This window comes from Dongshaea marina (assembly GCF_003072645.1).
In the GTDB taxonomy this organism is placed as follows: Bacteria; Pseudomonadota; Gammaproteobacteria; order Enterobacterales; family Aeromonadaceae; genus Dongshaea; species Dongshaea marina.
The window spans coordinates 3,154,249-3,169,176 of the sequence record NZ_CP028897.1 but is presented as its reverse complement, the minus strand read 5'-3'; the positions used below and the strand labels follow the sequence as shown (position 1 = coordinate 3,169,176).

Here is a 14,928-nt window from a genome sequence, read left to right as displayed (position 1 = left end):
ATATGCAGGATCCTCGGGTCATAGTAGCACTGGATTTTTCATCCCCTGAACCGGCACTGTCTTTGGCAGAGCAGTTAGACCCCAAGGCCTGTCGCCTGAAAATAGGCAAAGAGCTGTTTACCCTGTGTGGCCCCGAGCTGGTTCGTCAGCTGGTAGGTAAGGGCTTTGAGCTATTCCTCGATCTTAAGTTTCATGACATCCCCAATACGGTTGCCAAGGCGGTGGCCGCTTCTGCCGAGCTTGGGGTGTGGATGGTCAATGTCCATGCCAGTGGCGGGATGAAGATGATGGAGGCGGCCCGTGAAGCGCTGGAGCCCTATGGTAAGGATGCGCCCCTGCTGATCGGGGTGACGGTGCTCACCAGCATGGAGGGACGAGATCTGCGGCAGATCGGCCTGGATGAAACGCCAATTCAGCAGGTGATGCGCCTGGCGCGTCTGACCCAGGAGGCCGGTCTGGATGGGGTAGTCTGCTCCGCCCAGGAAGCTCCCTCGCTGCGTGATAACTTTAGCCAGGAGTTTAAGCTGGTAACTCCCGGCATTCGCCCCGACTGGAGCAGCGCCGATGACCAAAGGCGGATCATGACCCCGCCTCAGGCGATCAGGGCGGGTTCTGATTACCTGGTAATTGGACGCCCGATCACCCAATCGGCGGATCCGGCCGCGGCACTGGCGATGATCAACGAGAGCCTGGCCGGGGCGTAAAGGCTTGGGTGGCTAAGCGCTATTGCGTATAGCGCTTATGCTATCGCGGGTTAACCCTGCGGGTTGTGTGGCTGCGCCACGCTTTTTTGAAATTGTCGGGGCGCCGACAGCGGGTCAAGGCAGCTCTCTGGCATCCAGCCCTCCACTGCATTAATACTTCCCTGTATGGCAGGGATGTGCCTTTCCCCTAATACGCAAGGATGTGTGAATGCCGTGCTAACCAGGGATGGTGTTAACGGCGTGCAATCCCGGGGCGCCCCGGGGCTCGCTTAGTCCTCGGCTCACCTGATGATTAAGGCACCACACAGGCAGCACATCCTATGCTGGTACTGTGTTCTGGTGGCATCCATGCCACTCAACCTTAACCCTCAATGGCTCGACTCGGCGCTCGCTCACGGGAGAACTAACTTCCTCTCTTGGAGCAAGTACCGTGATTCCACAGGAAGACTCACGACTAAATCGTAATGCTGCCGAAAGCTATAACGAGGAGGTGAGTTGAGCTCCCCCTTTGATGCGCATCGAAGAGTCACGTTGGATTTTGAAATTGAAGGATATGGATGTCCTGAAAGCAGGGCCGAGCCATGGATGGCTCGTTTCTGCGGATATCAAAAGCTAGTGACTCTGAGGATAAATGCGAATCAGGGGGCACCCTGGGGGTTGTTAGGGGGGCTGGGTGCGCAGTCCCCCTGACCCGAAGTACGCAGCCGGACAATTGTGCCACAGGCACAAAAACTCTGACCGTAGGTCAAGAAAGATTACATTTCCCGCTGGCGGTTCGCGGCTATCTGATGGGGGAGCCACAGCAGGGCGCAGATGAGGCCACTGACCGCCCCATAGAGATGGGCCGGGGTCATCACGGGAGCATCAATGAGTTCAGCGGAGAGCGTGCTGCCACCTGAGTAGAGATCCCAACTCACCTTGAGCACTCCTGCGATCAGCAGGGGAATTGCCAGGCGTTTATCCCGGGGCAGGGTGAGCAGGGCCGCAAAAAAGTAGAGGCCGTGCAGGGTGCCGGAGAGTCCGGCATACCAGATCACCTGAGGTGAGAAAAACCACAAACCGACGCTGGTGGCAAGGCTTCCCAGGAGTAGCACCCAGACCATCCTTGCCCCGGGGAGGACCTCGGCAAATAGTAACCAGATCACCAGCAGGCCACCCAGATCCAGCCCAAGATGCCAATCGTTGGTATGGATCCAGTTGCCGGTGACAAATCGCCACCATTGTCCCTCGCGGATCAGGGCCGGTTGATAATTGAGCAGTTCAAAGCTGCCCGGGAGCTGTTGGATCAGGGTGGCGGCGATAATCAGCCCAATAAGTGCCCATAAACCGGGCAATCTGACGATTTTATTCATGATTGAGTGCTTTATTTTGTCTAATTTACGCGAGCTTAGCTATAATGGCCGTTTTTCCCTACAGATGATTTAGATGCATTACCCTGTAAACGAAATCTTCCAAACACTGCAAGGAGAAGGGTACTTCACCGGTGTGCCGGCGATCTTTGTTCGCTTACAAGGCTGTCCGGTGGCTTGCCCCTGGTGTGATACACGCCATACATGGACGGTTTCTCCCGAACATAGGGTTGAAGCGAGCCAGGTCATTGATCGCTCCAACGAGTCGGCCAGTTGGTCGCGCTTGTCGGCAGCCCAGATCATACAGGCTTTAGCGGATGCGGGCTATACCGCCCGGCATGTGGTGATCACTGGCGGAGAGCCCTGTCTCTATGATCTGCGAGAGCTCAGTCAGGCGCTGATTGAAGCAGGGTATCAGGTTCAACTGGAAACAAGTGGAACGCACCCGATCCAGATCCATGAGGGAGCCTGGGTGACCGTGTCTCCAAAGATTGGGATGAAGGGTGGATTTGAAGTGCTGGGGGAGGCGATGGAGCGTGCCGATGAGATCAAGCATCCCGTGGCCACAGAGAAACATATTGAGCAGCTGGATGGCCTGCTGAGTCACTGCAAGTCTAAGCAAGACAAGGTGATCTGCCTGCAACCTATCAGCCAGAAGAAGCGCGCGACCGTTCTGGCGGAGAAGGTTTGTATCGAGCGTAACTGGCGACTGTCGGTTCAGCTACATAAGTATTTGGGGATCGATTGATCTCACAGGAGTAATGGATGAAAATCTATACCCGCGGGGGAGACCAGGGAAAGACCAGCCTGGTTGGTGGCCCTCGTGTTGAGAAGGATTGCTTGCACATTGAGATCGTTGGGCAGCTTGATGAGCTTAACTCATTTATAGGCTTGATGCTGGCGCACCTTCCCGAGGGCTCAGAGGATATTCAGGCGATCGTTAGCCGGATCCAGCACCAGATCTTTGATGCTGGCGCCCAGGTTGCAACCGTGGGTGAACGTCAATCCTGTCAGGTGGAACTGAGCTGGGTTGAAGCGCTGGAACAGATGATCGATCGGCTGTCGGGGGAGCTTCCACCACTGCGCCACTTCGTGCTGCCAGGGGGCTCAAAAGCCAGTAGCTTTGCTCATGTGGCCCGGGCCGTGGCAAGGCGTGCCGAGCGGGCCCTAGTGAGACTTCATCTGGAGGAGCCCCAGAGTCCGGAGCTGATGAGCTATCTGAACCGACTCAGCGATCTGCTGTTTGTGATTGGCCGAACTCTGCTTGCCCGTGAGGCGATTCCTGAGGTTCGCTGGCAGAGCGCTATGGAGCGGGGCTGATAATTCAGGGTAACTTCCGACAGGGAGTTGTCCTGATGAGATTGATGTTGCAGGGACTGCAAGGTTAGTAAAGGGACTTAGTGATTTAGCGACAGCATAGGGATTACAGATGTAAAAGCCTCAAAGGAGGCCTGTTATTCAAAACCTTGCTGCTTGTCTATTGTGGTGCCCGGAGGCTTTCCGGGGATATGGAGTCACTGATGTCATCGCTTGCTCGTCATCCACTACAACATAAGATGCTGTGGATCGCTATGTTTGTGATCTCATCCGCCCAGCTCGGGATAGGGATCATTCTCCCTGCGTTGCCCGCCATAGCGGATACTTTTGCCAAGAGTGAGTGTGAGATCCAGTTGTTAGTGACTTTGTGGCTGGCAGGGTTTGGTCTGTCCCAATTGGTGTATGGCCCCTGGTCTGATACCATCGGCAGGCGGCCAATCTTCTTCCTGGGACAGGGGATCTATCTATCTGGCACCTTGATCTGCTTTATGAGCAAGGGGCAGTGGGAGTTATTACTATTTGGCCGTTTGTTGCAGGGCATTGGTGCTGGGAGTGCCTCTATTCTACCCCGCTGTATGCTCAGAGACTGCTTCGGCAAAGAGGGGTTGACCCATGCTATGTCCTATCTGGCCTGTGTGACAGCGGTTATGCCGGTGTTGGCTCCTATGATAGGCGGTTATCTGGTGGATCACTTATCCTGGCCAGCGGTATTTGGTTTTGTTCTCTGTTATCTTCTGGTACTAGTGCTGGTGGCGCTGCTGTTGTTTGACGAAACTCTTCCCTACCCAAAGCGCTCATTTTCATGCTCGAAAACACTGATAGGTTATTGGCAACTGCTGAGTTCACTACGAGCAATGCTTCCGGGAATGCTGTGCTGGGTAGGCTATATTCTGATGATGCTGACCACCTCTATCTACCCTTTCTGGATTCAGCAGAATCTGGGACTTTCGGCGAGCGCCTACGGGCAGCTGATGGTAGTGCCTGCGCTTGGCCTGTTGTTTGGGGGATGTTGTTAAACTTGCTTCGCAGAAATTTTTCTTTATATCAGCTGGTGGTGTTTGGGGGAGGGCTGATTTTGCTTTCTGGCATTCTGATGTCTCTGGGACCATTTACAGTTAGCATGCTGATGGGGACATTCACTCTCAGAGCTGTTGCCTGGGGGATCCTGTTTCCTTGTTCGATTAACCTGCTGTTAGCCCCGCACCGAGGGCAGGCGGGAACGATCTCTGCCCTGAGTGGTGCGACACAGATGGGATTGAGTGCTCTGCTGATTGGCCCTCTGGTCGCATATTGGATCCATGAGCCTGCGGATCTGGGAGTGGCTTGCATCATAGGAGCATTGATAATTATCACAGTGGCTCTGTTATTGGTATGTTATGCCCGCTCACCGCGTCAGCTAGCCAGCCAGGCTTAGGCTCTGTTGACGTTTCCAATTATGAACCTGTTGCCCCTGAAAATGGTCTGTTCGCGACGCGAATCACGTGATTTAGTTGTTCTAAATGAGTGGTGAGCAACAAAGAGCCGGGCTTTTTCAGGCACACCCCACAGGGCACTGGCTTTTTTCCTCCCAGCGGCGTTATCAGATGTTCATGTAGAGCAACTACACTACACATCCTCTGCCTTGCTGGATGAAAAAATTACCAACTGCAGTAAATCTGAAACGTCAACAGAGCCTGACCTTTTCGTTTCGCATAGGCATCCAACAGGTTGGAGCGGGCACGATTAGAGCCTAAAGGCCATCCTGGAAAGGACTGAGCTCATCTTCAGACTGCTTGCTATCGAAGAACTCCCGGGTAAAGTCTAAGAACAGCCGGGTCTTGGCATGCTCAAATCCTAAGTTCGGGAAAAAGGCATAGATACTTTCAGATTGTGTGGTGAGCTCGGGAAGAATCGGCACCAGCTCACCGCGTGCCAACTCGTTGGCAACCATCATATCCGGCACCAGAAGCACCCCCAGCCCATGACGGGCCGCCTGTAGCAGGGCTTCTGAATTTTGAGTCGAAAAGTTTCCTTGCAGGGTGAGAGTCAGGCCATCTTGCAGGGTACACTGGCGCTGATGTTGCTCTCCCCAGATCAATACATTGACGCTTTCCAGTTGTTCGGTGCGCTCAATCGGCCCGCTCTTCTCCAAAAAGCGTGGTGAGGCAAAAAAGTTTCGGGTGAAGTCAAACAGTCGGTACATCTTGAAACTGTTGGAGTTGAACTGTGGATCCAGCCGGCTGTTGATCATCAGATCCAGTTCAGTTTTTGGCCCCTGACCGATCGTGGTATTACTGAGGTGGATCTGCATCTTGGGATAGCGCTCAAGAAACTGCTCGACGATCGGGATCAGAAAACGGCTCCCCAGGGTCGGGGTGGCACCGATTTTCAAAAGTCCGGTTGGAGCACGGTGCAAAGAGCGGGTCTCATCGAGCAGTGATTGCCACTCCCGGGTTAAATACATGCCGCGCTCGTAGAGTAGCTGACCCGCCTCTGTCAGAGAGATGCTGCGGGTGGTGCGCTTGAGGAGTTGGGTTTCCAGCTGCTGTTCCAGCCAGCTGACGCGTTTAGACAGCGCGGATGTGGTGCTACAGAGCTGTTTAGCTGCAGCGGTAAAGCTTCCCTCTTCGACCACTTTGATAAAGCTTTTGAGGTTGGTCGCCCAATCCATTGTTGCCTCACAGGAAAAAAACTTTTAATAAGTTGCATGATTATAGTCAATTCATGGTTGGGATAGAATGGTTGTCTATAAAAAGTGTCGAATGTTTAATAAAGCGGACATATTTTCCCTGAATAGCCTTCGTTGATCTTCATATCATCCAGACTTATCTCCCAGGCTCTACTGAACGTTTTATCGGCCACTTCAATGCACCGTATCGATAGAAGGTGCTTTATCAGATCTATCTTTGGAGGAAGTTACCATGAGTTCGCCTGAGACCTCCTTTTCTATCAAGCCTCTTTTGTTGGCGATGTTGATCGTCACCACAGCCCAGGCGGGGGTCACCATCTATATCCCGGCTCTGCCGCAGATCGCGCAGCAGTTGGCGGTGACGCCCTCGCATATTCAGTGGCTGGTCACCTCCTTTCTGATCGGTCTTGGCCTGTCACAGCTGGTTTATGGCCCCTGGTCGGATGCGATTGGACGGCGCCGGGTCTTTTTTATCGGGCAGATCATCTATCTGCTGGGTTGTGGCTTATGTCTCCTTTCGGGGAGTTCGTTTTGGTTGCTGATCATGGGGCGGATCCTTCAGGGGGCCGGAGCAGGCAGTGCCTCTGTGTTGGCACGTTGCGTCCTGAGTGATAGTTACCGTGGGCACCACTTGGCCAAGGCGATGAGTTGGTTTGCGATGAGCGCTTCCTTTACCCCGGTTATCTCACCGGTATTGGGGGGATGGATCACCGACGCCTGGGGATGGCGGGCGATTTTTGGTTGCGTGAGCCTCTACTTGCTGGCACTGGTTGCCATAGGCTTCTGGTATTTTGAGGAGACGATGCAGGCCGAAGCGCGCCCTTTTCGGGTCAAGGATGTGTTACTTCGCTATCGTGAGGTATTAGGTGAATATAAGACCATGTCCCCGGCGGTTTATATCTGGCTGATCTACCTGACCATGGTTGTCTCCATGACGATTTTACCCTTTTTTATCCAGCAGGAGCTTGGGGTAAGTGCCGGGCATTTTGGAGAGCTGATGGTGATCCCGGCTCTGGGTATGTGTCTTGGGAGCCTGCTAGCGGTTCATCTTCGTCGCTGGTTTGGGGAGTTTACCCCCCTGTTTATGGGCTCGGTTATGTTGGGGGTCTCTGGTATCTGGCTCATTGCAACGCCCCAGGCCTTAGTACCCCTGATTGGTGGCTATACCTGTGTGATGCTGGCGATGGGCTTTATCTTTCCGACGGCTACCAGCCTGCTGCTCGAGCATAACAGCCACCGCTCCGGAGTGGTGGTGGCTCTTTCCGGAACGATCCAGATGCTCGTCAGTGGCGGTTTGACCGGGATCATTATTGAATACTGGGTCGCGGATCAGGGCAAATTGGGTGGCTTTTACCTGTTGATGATGCTGTTGATCCTGGGTTTAGCCCTATACCAGAGTCGTGCCTTATCTGCTCTGTACCGCTTGCTATTGTCTACATCCAGGGTTCAGGCATAACTTGGATTGAGTCCACTCCTGGGGAGTGCTATGCTGCTGGCGCCTTGTGGGGGGCCAGCAAGCCAATACTGCTAATCGCCCCTGCCGATATTCTCTTTTCTCACTGAGCACCGGAGCAGCGCTTTTCCAAAAAGCTTGCTCCTTTAGCTGTGAACATGATCTCCGGGAGTGATTCATGTCAAAAAAAGCGTGGGCTCTGTCGACCCGAACGCTGCTGTTGGCGATCCTGATCCTATCGACCGCACAGATCGGCATCTCAATTTATATGCCGTCACTGCCGGTTATGGCAAAGGACTTTTCAACGACCCCCTCACAAACTCAATGGCTCATCACCATTTATCTCATCGGTTTTGGCGCAGCCCAGCTTTTTTATGGGCCCTGGTCCGATGCGGTGGGCCGTAAAAGGGTTTTTATCCGGGGGCAACTTATCTATCTGGGGGGATGCCTGCTCTGTCTCATCTGTGGGGAGCATTTTGGGCTGTTACTGGTTGGGCGCCTGTTGGAGGGCATCGGGGCTTCCAGTGCCTCCATCTTGGCCCGCTGTGTCATCAGTGATCGCTACCAGCGCCAGCACCTGGCGAAGATGATGGCCTGGTTTACCCTGGTCGCTTCCTTGGTGCGGATCCTGATCCCCGCTTTGGGTGGCGTGCTCAGTGATACCTGGGGATGGCGCGCGGTATTTCTCTGTGTAGCGGTTTACCTGTTGTTGGTTATAGCCCTGGTGTGCTGGCTTCTCGATGAGAGGGATGCCGGGTTACCCCAGGGATTTTCTCTGGCTGAATTGTGGCCTCGCTACCGGAAGGTGTTGGCTAATTACAGCATGCTGCTGCCCGCGGTGTATGTTTGGCTTCTTTATCTGACGACCGTGGTGTCTATGTCGGTCCTGCCATTTTTTATAGAGAAAAAATTTGGCTTGTCGGTGGCAACCTTTGGCAAGTTGATGATGATCCCGGCTCTCGGGCTCTGTGTTGGCAGCATTTTGGTGGGATCATTGCGCCGCTATTTCGGGGATTATGGGACTTTGGCTGCCGGAGCCCTGTCATTAGCCCTGGCAGGAGCCTGGTTGGTTTGGCAACCACTAACCCTGGTTCAGTTGATCGGAGCCTATACCCTGATGGTTCTGGCCAAGGGGTTGATTTTGCCGATAGGGGAGAGCATGCTGTTGGGGTGTGGCTCCGAACGAAACTGCTCGGGAGCTGTGGTTGCCGTATCCGGGGCCCTGAAGATGACCCTGGTTGCGGGGTTAACCGGCCTTATTATCAATCATTGGGTAGCGGATCCCCTGCAGCTTGGGGAGTTTTATCTGCTGGCAACCGTCCTGGTTGGGGGATGATCCTCTGGCAGAGCCGTTTTTTGCCGATCATTTGGCGTCACTTGAGCCGCACTGTCAGATGGGCAGGATAAATTTTTAATTATTTTCGCTTTGCCGGGAACTATTGGGTTTTTCGACTGCCTTATTAACCAGTGATACGAATTAACTGCAACGGTTGTCTAGCAACATGGATGTTGTCCCTGTGTTTGTTTACGTATCCTAATCCAAGCCTATGCGCCCACTTCGTTCTAAGCCTTCGAAGTGGGCGTTCCCTTTTCAAGGGAACAGGATCCGCATCAGGCGAAAGCCTTACCCTCGATATAATGCTTGCGGCAAAGAGCCACATAACGCTCGTTTCCGCCGATCTCAATTTGTTCACCATGATGCAGTACCTCGCCATTTTCGGCGACCCTGGCATTCATATGGGCCTTGTTACCACACCAGCAGATGGTCTTGATCTCTTCGAGCTTATCGGCCAGGCATAAGAGGTGATAGGAGCCTTCAAACAGCTCGCCACGAAAATCACTCTTCAGCCCATAGGCGATCACCGGGATCTTGAGCTGATCAACCACCTGTGCCAGTTGATAGACCTGGGTCTTGGTCAGAAATTGTGCCTCATCCACGATAAAGACATCGATGGTTTCATTGGCATGATGGGTGGCGATTGCATCAAACAGGTTGGTGTCATTGTGGAAGGTTTCGACATCCAGCTGCAAGCCAACGCGTGCTGCGATAACGCCCTCACCATAGCGATCATCGATCGCCGGAAGCATCGCCAGGGGGCGCATCCCGCGCTCACAATAGTTAAAGTGTGCCTGGATCAACTGGGTGGATTTCCCTGAGTTCATCGCGGCATATTTGTAGTGAAGAGAAGCCATGATTCTTGTTATTTCATTGATGAATTGCGGCTGAGGATGCTACTGAATTTGACCACAAAAATAAAGGTTGTTGTTGGCAAAATGCGAGAGCAACAGGAGTCGGTTGGAGGGACTTATCGCACTCAGTTATTTGGGATGCACTCGATGTACTCGGATGAGCAAAAGAGGTAGCATCAGGGTTTAAGCCAGCCCAGGGGCAGGGTGAATCAGACGGGAGGTTCGGGTGTCTTTTGAAAGCGCAGTGACATTTTTTATCGCAATTTTTATTTTTTCTGTGACCCCCGGGCCTGGAGTTATCGCTCTATTGGCCCGGGCACTGAGATCCGGGACGCGCTCCTGTTTTTGGCTTGCGTTTGGTATGGCTTGTAGTGATATCGTCTACTTGATCCTTGCCTGTTATGGTCTGGCTGCAGTGGCACACCACTGGGAGGATGCTTTTACCCTGATCCGCTGGATGGGGGCCGCTTATCTCATCTATTTGGGGTGGAAAATGTGGCGAACCTCGGATCAGCTGATGGATGAAGCAAGCTTTCAGGGAGCAGGTGGCAAGATGAGTTTTCTAAGTGGATTTATGATCTCCGCTTCTAACCCCAAGGTGATCCTGTTTTATATCGCCTTCCTGCCCACCTTCATGGATGTGACCCAGCTTAACTCCCAGGGAATCGCTCTGGCCGCTGTGCTGACCCTGGTTGCACTGATGTCTGGCCTGATGCTGGTATCCTATGCCGCAGCCTCGGCGCGCCGGCTGCTGCACTCCCCGAGGAGTGCTCGCCGGATCAACCGGCTTGCGGCCTCGATTATGCTGGGGGCAGGGTCCTTTCTGGCGATTAAAGGCTAGTCACGGGAGTTGGTTGATGATATCAACTCAGTTTATTGCAGCGTGATAAAAGGATGATTTATGTGGCTGCAACCAACAGGGATGCGGGGATCTTTTAGATCCATGATAAACAAGAGTCATGTTTCAAGTGCGTAGTTTATATCATGAGGGGCTGGTATCTGCATCCTGGGGTAGATTTATAACGAGGTGCTGATGAATGTAATTCAGGCATCAGCAACAAAGATTAAAAAGCACCAATATGCTGGTGCTATATACTGAGCCGGATTATCTATAGGTGCCTGAAATAGTCTGCTTTGGCTCTATCAAAATGGAGTAGATCAATTTGTGCTCCCTGATTCTGGAGTTTGAGTACGACTTTATCGAGGGCCGTCATCGCACAAATATCCCAAAAGTGGGCGCCGGCAAGGTCGATAACCACATGGTCTAATGCTTCCTTAGAGTCAAAAGAGGAGATGAATCGTTCTGTCGAGGCGAAGAATACATGGCCTCTGACCCTGTACGTTTGCACTTTACTGTTCTCTTCACCGACTCTTTCAACCTCCATCCGATGTGCAATTTTTTGTGCGAAAAATAACGCACTAAGAAATACGCCAATCAAGACTCCGATAGCCAGGTTTTCCGTTGCAACCACAGCAACGACTGTGACTAACATGATGATATTATTTGTGAGCGGGTGTCGTTTCAGATGAAGGATCGAATCCCAGGAGAAGGTTCCTATGGACACCATGATCATGATAGCTACTAATGCTGCCATAGGGATCTGACGGATCCAATTATCCAAACAAAGCACCATGAATAAAAGAAAGATGCCTGCAAATAATGTTGAAAGTCGACTACGGCCACCGGATTTAATATTGATCATAGATTGACCTATCATTGCACATCCAGCCATTCCTCCCATCATTCCGGAAACAATGTTTGCCAATCCCTGGCCTTTACATTCACGGTTTCTATGACTGGTTGTGTTTGTTAATTCGTCGATAATGGTTACTGTCATCATCGACTCAAGTAATCCAACCAGCGCAAGTGCAACTGAGTAGGGAAGGATGATATACAGGGTATGCAAGGTTAAAGGCACTTGTGGCCAAAGAAAAATTGGTAAAGTGCTGGGTAACTGCCCCATATCTCCGACAGTATGCACATTCAGTTCAAAATATGTGGATACCAGAGTCAAGATGAGGATACAGATTAATGGTGAGGGGAGTAACTTTCCAATCAGTGGAATAAAGGGGAAAAGATATATGATCAACAAGCCAATCCCTACTAATGCATACACGGTCATGGGGGCATGCGTGATTTCAGGAAGCTGGGCCATAAAGATCAGAATTGCAAGAGAGTTTACAAATCCGGTTACCACAGAGCTGGAGACAAAACGAATTAAATTACCGAGGTTGAGATAGCCGAAAATAATTTGTAGCACCCCTGTCAACAGGGTTGCGCAAAGTAAATACTGTAGTCCATGCTCTTTGACGAGGGTGACCATGAGCAAAGCCATTGCGCCAGTGGCTCCGGAGATCATTCCTGCTCTTCCTCCGGCAAGAGCCGTGACCACCGCAATACAGAATGAGGCGTAGAGCCCAACTTTTGGATCGACTCCGGCAATGATAGAAAAAGCGATTGCTTCTGGGATTAGTGCAAGTGCAACAACGATTCCTGAAAGAGTGTCACCACGAATATTGGATAGCCAGTTTTTTTTGAAATTAGTCAACATTTAATACTTCTCTGTGGGTTGGTTAAGCCGCGACACTTTGTAACGCTATGAATAGGCAATAGAAGGCAATTGTCATTAAATAATTAAAATGACAAAAGTGGACAAAAAATTGAAAATTCAATGTGCCAGGCTAATTTTACCAAGTGTGGTAAGTGTATATCTTAAAGGTGGCTTTAAGAGTTGTTGGGTGTGGGAACCCGAGAGAAGAGGCAGTTAGGGCGTATTTATATCAAAGTATTTTATATTTTACCAGAGTGACTAGAGGATTTATTACCTATAAGGTGAAATCAATGGAGCTCTCTGTTTATTTAATTAACCATGATAAGTTGGTGGCTATTATCTAAATCTTCTTTGGAAAGTGCTTGATATCCTTTGTTGAAGTCGTCGATCAGCTTGTTGATCTAAAGGCACCTGGTCTCCAGATAGTGGCCTGCCTTGAAAGAAACAGGCTCCCTGCAGAATAGGCGCTCATTACCGGGAGCTAACTTAATCTTTTCATTCAGGGGCCGAGTAAATTATCTTCCCACTGGAAAAACCCTGTTTGAGCCGATTTCGTTGGATTGTGAGTCCGATCACAGCAGAGATTTTGTGCCATCATAATATAGACACATGTTTGGTTGATGGACAAAAGTCTATGACGCAACGAGAGCAACAACTCCTGGCCCTGCTACGTGATGATCCGATGATCTCACAGCAGCAGCTTGCCCAAAACCTTGGGATCAGCCGTTCGGCGGTTGCCAGTCACATCATGAATCTGACCCGTAAGGGATTGATCCTGGGCAAGGGCTATGTCCTGTCTGAGCCCACCTATGCGGTGGTCGTGGGTGGAGCCAATATCGATATCTGTGGCCGTGGGATGCAGCAACTGGATCTGGGTGAGTCGAACCCTGGTGGGGTCACTATCTCGGCCGGCGGGGTTGCCCGTAATGTGGCCGAAAACCTGGCAAGGCTCGGGCAGCAGGTGCGCCTTATCAGTGCGGTCGGTTGCGATCCCCATGGAGATCGCTTATTGCAGGATACCCGGGCCAGTGGTGTGGATACCTCTTTGGTCCTGCAGTTGCCAGACCAAGCAACCTCTGTATACCTCTCTTTATTGAACCCCGATGGTGAGCTGCATACCGCGGTCAATGATATGGCGATCGTTGAGCAGTTATCAGCAGAGCTGGTCTATTCTCACCGCAGCCTGCTGAGCCATGCTTCATTGATTATTGCCGATTGCAACCTGCCTCAGGAAACCCTGGAAGCGATAACCGACAGCGCCCCCGGTGTGCCGCTGTTTGTGGATACCGTATCCCGTTGTAAGGCATCAAAAATCCAGCCACTCTTAAGTAAAATTCATACTCTCAAGCCCAATCGGGCCGAGGCCGAGTACTTAAGTGGGATCGCCTTTAATACCCCCAAAGATCTCAAGCGGATCGGTGACTGGTTTCACCAGCAAGGTGTACAGAGGCTTTGCCTGAGCCTGGGAGAGCAGGGGTGCTACCTGAGTTCTCAGGGCTGCGAACCATTACAGCTCAAGGCCCACAGCGTGGAGCTGTGCAACGCCAATGGTGCGGGTGATGCGTTGCTCGGCGCCCTGGCCCATGCCCACCTGGAGGGCTGGGAGGATGAAAGAGCGCTGCGCTTTGGATTAGCCGCTGCTGAGCTGACCCTCTCCGATCCGCAAACCATTCACCCTAGATTATCTCAAACGACCATTGAACAACGCCTGGAGGCCTTCGCATGTTAACAGCTTATCTTGATATTCAGCCCGAGATCCTCAAGGCGATAGAGAATCATCAGCCGGTGGTTGCCCTTGAATCAACCATTATCTCCCATGGCATGCCTTATCCGCGGAATGCCGAGACGGCCCTTGAGGTTGAGCGACAGATCCGTGAGCAGGGAGCGATTCCGGCCACCATCGCCATTTTAGATGGGCGGCTCAAGGTGGGACTGAGTGAGGAGCAGATCCGCCACCTGGGGCAGCAGGGCACCCAGGTGAGTAAGGTGAGTCGTCGTGATTTGCCGTTGGTGGTGAGTGCTCGCCAGGATGGAGCGACTACAGTCGCAGCCACCATGATCATTGCGGCCATGGTCGGGATCCGGGTTTTTGCCACCGGTGGTATCGGTGGGGTACATAGAGGAGCAACCGAAACTTTCGATATCTCTGCCGATCTGGAGGAGCTGGCACAGACCGAAGTGGCTGTGGTGTGTGCCGGAGCCAAATCGATACTGGATCTGGGGCTGACCCTGGAGTATCTGGAGACCCGCGGCGTGCCTGTCATCGGTTATCGGTGTGACACCTTGCCCGCCTTTTACTGCCGCGAGAGCGAATTTGGCTTAGAGTACCGCTTAGACAGTGCTGAGGGGTTGCCCGGGCCCTCAAGGCGAAGTGGGATCTTGGGTTGGGAGGTGGCGCCGTCATCGCCAATCCGATTCCCCAAGAATATGCCCTGGATCCAGCCCGGATGGAGGCGATCATCAGTGATGCAATTTGCGAGATGAATGAAAAAGGGATCACCGGCAAGCTGAGCACCCCCTTCCTACTGTCTAAGGTGGTGGAGAAGACTCAGGGGAGCAGCCTGGACGCCAATATTGAGTTGGTGCTCAACAACGCCCGTCTTGGGGCGCAGATCGCAATTCAGTATAGTCAGTTGCATCGGAAGTGATCTATAGCTGAGTCGTGAGCTGTCAGTTAGTCAGAAAAGGCAACGAA

Annotated in this window: 13 protein-coding genes and 1 pseudogene; 10 read left to right on the top strand and 4 right to left on the bottom strand. The window is 52.2% G+C overall.

All coding sequences use genetic code 11. From position 1 onward, the window contains the following. Nucleotides 1–2 precede the first annotated feature (2 nt). Nucleotides 3–704, top strand: coding sequence for an orotidine-5'-phosphate decarboxylase (pyrF, locus tag DB847_RS14935; protein WP_108651416.1), 702 nt, complete (start codon nucleotides 3–5; stop codon nucleotides 702–704). A gap of 755 nt (nucleotides 705–1,459) precedes the next feature. On the opposite strand, the gene rrtA is transcribed toward pyrF, so the two are convergent. Then, entirely contained in the window at nucleotides 1,460–2,056 is a 597-nt protein-coding gene (gene rrtA, locus DB847_RS14930; RefSeq protein ID WP_108651415.1) for a rhombosortase, read from the bottom strand. Nucleotides 2,057–2,129: 73 nt separating this feature from the next. On the opposite strand from rrtA, the gene queE reads away from it, so the two are divergent. The 4 genes from queE (at nucleotide 2,130) to DB847_RS14910 (ending at nucleotide 4,784) form a co-directional block, all read left to right on the top strand. Continuing rightward, on the top strand, nucleotides 2,130–2,801 hold the full coding sequence (gene queE, locus DB847_RS14925; RefSeq protein ID WP_108651414.1) for a 7-carboxy-7-deazaguanine synthase QueE: 672 nt from the start codon (nucleotides 2,130–2,132) through the stop codon (nucleotides 2,799–2,801). Nucleotides 2,802–2,818: 17 nt separating this feature from the next. Next, nucleotides 2,819–3,373: a cob(I)yrinic acid a,c-diamide adenosyltransferase gene (locus DB847_RS14920; protein WP_108651413.1), complete on the top strand. Its 555-nt coding sequence runs from the start codon at nucleotides 2,819–2,821 to the stop codon at nucleotides 3,371–3,373. A 200-nt stretch (nucleotides 3,374–3,573) separates the two neighbouring features. Continuing rightward, nucleotides 3,574–4,386: an MFS transporter gene (locus DB847_RS14915; protein WP_159084651.1), complete on the top strand. Its 813-nt coding sequence runs from the start codon at nucleotides 3,574–3,576 to the stop codon at nucleotides 4,384–4,386. Nucleotides 4,387–4,445: 59 nt separating this feature from the next. Next, nucleotides 4,446–4,784 carry an MFS transporter gene (locus DB847_RS14910; protein ID WP_159084650.1) on the top strand — a complete coding sequence of 113 codons (339 nt, stop codon included), beginning with the start codon at nucleotides 4,446–4,448 and terminating at the stop codon, nucleotides 4,782–4,784. A 315-nt stretch (nucleotides 4,785–5,099) separates the two neighbouring features. Here DB847_RS14910 and DB847_RS14905 read toward each other — a convergent pair whose 3' ends face one another. After that, nucleotides 5,100–6,020 carry a LysR family transcriptional regulator gene (locus tag DB847_RS14905; protein ID WP_108651410.1) on the bottom strand — a complete coding sequence of 307 codons (921 nt, stop codon included), beginning with the start codon at nucleotides 6,018–6,020 and terminating at the stop codon, nucleotides 5,100–5,102. Nucleotides 6,021–6,270: 250 nt separating this feature from the next. On the opposite strand from DB847_RS14905, the gene DB847_RS14900 reads away from it, so the two are divergent. Beyond that, nucleotides 6,271–7,494, top strand: a complete 1,224-nt coding sequence (locus DB847_RS14900) for a multidrug effflux MFS transporter (RefSeq protein ID WP_108651409.1) — start codon at nucleotides 6,271–6,273, stop codon at nucleotides 7,492–7,494. A 175-nt stretch (nucleotides 7,495–7,669) separates the two neighbouring features. After that, the gene (locus tag DB847_RS14895) at nucleotides 7,670–8,827 is read left to right on the top strand and encodes an MFS transporter (RefSeq protein ID WP_108651408.1); all 1,158 of its coding nucleotides are present in this window, start codon (nucleotides 7,670–7,672) and stop codon (nucleotides 8,825–8,827) included. Nucleotides 8,828–9,102: 275 nt separating this feature from the next. Here the strand turns inward: DB847_RS14895 and DB847_RS14890 are convergent, their stop codons facing one another. Continuing rightward, nucleotides 9,103–9,684, bottom strand: a complete 582-nt coding sequence (locus DB847_RS14890; protein ID WP_108651407.1) for a thymidine kinase — start codon at nucleotides 9,682–9,684, stop codon at nucleotides 9,103–9,105. A gap of 223 nt (nucleotides 9,685–9,907) precedes the next feature. Here DB847_RS14890 and DB847_RS14885 point away from each other — a divergent pair, with 223 nt between their 5' ends. Next, complete coding sequence (locus DB847_RS14885; RefSeq protein WP_108651406.1) at nucleotides 9,908–10,522, top strand: LysE family translocator; 615 nt, start codon at nucleotides 9,908–9,910, stop codon at nucleotides 10,520–10,522. A 268-nt stretch (nucleotides 10,523–10,790) separates the two neighbouring features. Here the strand turns inward: DB847_RS14885 and DB847_RS14880 are convergent, their stop codons facing one another. Continuing rightward, nucleotides 10,791–12,233 carry a SulP family inorganic anion transporter gene (locus tag DB847_RS14880; RefSeq protein ID WP_108651405.1) on the bottom strand — a complete coding sequence of 481 codons (1,443 nt, stop codon included), beginning with the start codon at nucleotides 12,231–12,233 and terminating at the stop codon, nucleotides 10,791–10,793. A gap of 634 nt (nucleotides 12,234–12,867) precedes the next feature. Here DB847_RS14880 and DB847_RS14875 point away from each other — a divergent pair. Together DB847_RS14875 and DB847_RS14870 are read left to right on the top strand one after the other, a co-directional pair. Continuing rightward, complete coding sequence (locus DB847_RS14875; protein WP_108651404.1) at nucleotides 12,868–13,962, top strand: PfkB family carbohydrate kinase; 1,095 nt, start codon at nucleotides 12,868–12,870, stop codon at nucleotides 13,960–13,962. Beyond that, nucleotides 13,956–14,881 (top strand): annotated as a pseudogene (locus DB847_RS14870) (pseudouridine-5'-phosphate glycosidase). Before DB847_RS14875 ends, DB847_RS14870 begins: the two are co-directional and overlap by 7 nt. Nucleotides 14,882–14,928: the final 47 nt, after the last annotated feature.

Coding starts and splice junctions, on each gene's coding strand:
- DB847_RS14905 (WP_108651410.1), bottom strand. CDS start 6,020: ATGGATTGGGCGACCAACCTCAAAAGCTTTATCAAAGTGGTCGAAGAG.
- rrtA (WP_108651415.1), bottom strand. CDS start 2,056: ATGAATAAAATCGTCAGATTGCCCGGTTTATGGGCACTTATTGGGCTG.
- DB847_RS14880 (WP_108651405.1), bottom strand. CDS start 12,233: ATGTTGACTAATTTCAAAAAAAACTGGCTATCCAATATTCGTGGTGAC.
- DB847_RS14915 (WP_159084651.1), top strand. CDS start 3,574: ATGTCATCGCTTGCTCGTCATCCACTACAACATAAGATGCTGTGGATC.
- DB847_RS14900 (WP_108651409.1), top strand. CDS start 6,271: ATGAGTTCGCCTGAGACCTCCTTTTCTATCAAGCCTCTTTTGTTGGCG.
- DB847_RS14920 (WP_108651413.1), top strand. CDS start 2,819: ATGAAAATCTATACCCGCGGGGGAGACCAGGGAAAGACCAGCCTGGTT.
- pyrF (WP_108651416.1), top strand. CDS start 3: ATGCAGGATCCTCGGGTCATAGTAGCACTGGATTTTTCATCCCCTGAA.
- DB847_RS14890 (WP_108651407.1), bottom strand. CDS start 9,684: ATGGCTTCTCTTCACTACAAATATGCCGCGATGAACTCAGGGAAATCC.
- DB847_RS14875 (WP_108651404.1), top strand. CDS start 12,868: ATGACGCAACGAGAGCAACAACTCCTGGCCCTGCTACGTGATGATCCG.
- queE (WP_108651414.1), top strand. CDS start 2,130: ATGCATTACCCTGTAAACGAAATCTTCCAAACACTGCAAGGAGAAGGG.
- DB847_RS14895 (WP_108651408.1), top strand. CDS start 7,670: ATGTCAAAAAAAGCGTGGGCTCTGTCGACCCGAACGCTGCTGTTGGCG.